General features: G+C 66.7%; 2 protein-coding genes. Both read right to left on the bottom strand.

Going from position 1 to position 2,528, the window contains the following annotated elements:
* Positions 1-299 precede the first annotated feature (299 nt).
* Positions 300-1,493, bottom strand: coding sequence for an IS91 family transposase (locus NKJ17_RS33720; RefSeq protein ID WP_352692019.1), 1,194 nt, complete (start codon positions 1,491-1,493; stop codon positions 300-302).
* A 3-nt stretch (positions 1,494-1,496) separates the two neighbouring features.
* On the bottom strand, positions 1,497-2,405 hold the full coding sequence (locus NKJ17_RS33715) for a tyrosine-type recombinase/integrase (RefSeq protein WP_352692017.1): 909 nt from the start codon (positions 2,403-2,405) through the stop codon (positions 1,497-1,499).
* Positions 2,406-2,528 lie beyond the last annotated feature (123 nt).

Below are 2,528 nucleotides of genomic sequence, written 5' to 3'. Positions count from 1 at the left end.
CGTGAAGAGTTTCGGGCGCCGGCAGGCGTACGAAAGTCCCCGAGGAAGGAACCCGCGGGCCACAGGCGATGGTTATGGGGATTTCGATTTGCGGCTGGTGTCGGCGATGGCGCGACCGCCGCTGGGAAGCGCTGGGGTGAATGCGGACAGACCGCTTCGTTGCGCCTCCGCGCGGTGTTGTCGGGACGGTGGACGGCTGGGCGCGGCTCTGTCGGCGTCGATAATCACCATAGGCGTGCGTCGATCCGTTGCCGGAGGCTGAGTGCCTGCAGCTGAAGGCTGAACCATTCCATGCCGGGTCATGGCGTGCTGCTCCCGGTCGACGGGGAACCGTTTGGCGGTCCGCGCGGCTGCCTCCGTCGTTCGAACACCTCGATCACGATCATGCGGCCGCCACAGCAGGGGCATGGCGGGCGGAAGTTGTCCGGTTCGTCCGTGGTGTCATCGTCGGACGGTGCGGTGACGTTCAGGAGTTCACGAACAAGCGCGAGGCTGGCCCTGCGAGCAGAGCCGGCAAGCAGGCCGCAATGCCGGATGCGGTGGAATCCCTTTGGCAACACGTGGAGCAGGAAGCGGCGGATGAACTCGTCGGTCGCGAGCGTCATGAGCTGCTGCCGGTCGGCGCCGTCGCGGCGGTAGTCCTTGTAGCGGAAGGTGACCCCGTCATCATCGAAGCGGATGAGGCGGCTGTTCGAGATCGCGACCCGGTGCGTGTAGCGCGACAGGTAGGCGAGCACCGCTTCAGGCCCGGCGAACGGCGCTTTGGCATAGACCACCCAGCGCTTCTTCCGGATGGGAGCAAGATGGCGCAGGAATGCCCGCCGCTCGATCAGGTGCGCGATCGACCCGAAGAAGCTGAGCCGGCCCGCCTCGTGCAGCGCGACCAGCCGGGTGAGAAACAGGCGGCGGAACAGCTTGCCGAGAACCCTCACCGGGAGCAGGAAGGCCGGGCGCGACGATATCCACCGGCTTCCGTCCGGCGCGATGCCGCCGCCCGGCACGATCATGTGGACATGCGGATGGTGCGTCATCGCCGATCCCCATGTGTGTAAGACGGCGGTGATGCCGATGCGCGCGCCGAGATGCTTCGGATCCGTAGCGATCGTCAGCATCGTCTCCGCTGCCGCCTTGAACAGCAGGTCGTAGACGAGCGCCTTGTTCTGGAACGCGATGTCGGCGACCTCGGCGGGCAGCGTGAACACGACATGGAAGTAGCCGACCGGCAGCAGGTCGGCCTCACGCTCGGCCAACCACGTCCGTGCGGCCGCGCCCTGGCACTTCGGGCAGTGCCGGTTGCGGCAGGAGTTGTAGGCGATCCGCCATTGGCCGCAGTCCTCGCAGGCTTCGACGTGACCGCCAAGGGCTGCGGTGCGGCAATGCTCGATCGCCGACATGACCTTGAGCTGGGCGAGGCTCAGATGACCTGCATGGGCGGCCCGATAGGCGGGTCCGGCAGCACGGAAGATGCCGGCGACCTCGATCGAGGCGCGCACGGCTCAACCGTCAGGCGAGATCTCTCCCGGCTTGAACAGCCCGAGTTTGTCGAGCGGGCTCGTCACGGCACGCACCGTGCGGGTCGCCACCTTCGCGTAAAGGGCGGTGTTGTTGAGCTTGGCATGCCCGAGCAGGACCTGGATGATGCGGATGTCGGTGCCGTCCTCCAGCAGGTGGGTGGCGAAGCTGTGGCGCAGCGTGTGCGGCCCGACCCGCTTGGCGATGTCGGCGGCCTGGGCCGCCTCGACGACGATGCGATAGAGCTGCCGCGTGCTGATCGGCTTCATCGCGTGCTGTCCGGGGAACAGCCAGCCGTCGCGGTGCATCACGCCCTGCTGACGTCCGACCTTCCACCACTCACGCAGAAGCGTGAGCAGGTCCTCCGAGAGCATGGCGTTGCGATAGCGCCCGCCCTTGCCACGCTCGACGCGCAGCAGCATGCGCTCGCTGTCGACGTCGGCAACCTTCAGCATCGACACCTCGGCGACACGCAGGCCCGCGCCATAGGCGACTGACAATGCGGCCTGGTGCTTGAGGCAGGTGGTGGCGTTGAGCAGCCGGGCCACCTCGTCGCGGCTGAGCACCACGGGCAGGTTACGCGGATGCGCCAGCCGGACGAGCCGACGCGCCAGGTCCGGGCGGTCGAGCGTTTGGGTGAAGAAGAAGCGCAGCGCCGACACGATGCTGTTCATCGTCGGCACGGGAACGCCGTCTTCCTGCTGCTCGATCTGAAACCGACGTAGGTCGTCGGCGGTCGCTGTGTCTGGTGAACGCCCGAGGAATGTCGCCAAGCGTCCGATATCGCGGAGATAGTTGCGCTGCGTCTCGCGTGAGAAACGCCGCATGTTCATGTCGTCGATCAGCCGCTGGCGCAGCGGGCTGATCCGGGCATCGAGAATAGGATGGTGCATGGTCAGGCTCCTTGTTGAAGAAGCCCGCCATGCTCTGCTCGAGCCGAACGACGCTCAACGCGAGCGCGACGACCGGTTCTTGATCTCTACCTCAACCGCAGGCGCCCCTCCCGCGCAGCGGGT

It is taken from the genome of Mesorhizobium sp. M0208 (assembly GCF_040322015.1).
Taxonomy (GTDB): Bacteria; Pseudomonadota; Alphaproteobacteria; order Rhizobiales; family Rhizobiaceae; genus Mesorhizobium.
This window is presented reverse-complemented; position numbering and strand designations above follow the sequence as displayed.

Bases quoted from the DNA above. Each gene is read 5' to 3' on its own strand.
- NKJ17_RS33715 (WP_352692017.1), bottom strand. From the start codon at position 2,405: ATGCACCATCCTATTCTCGATGCCCGGATCAGCCCGCTGCGCCAGCGG.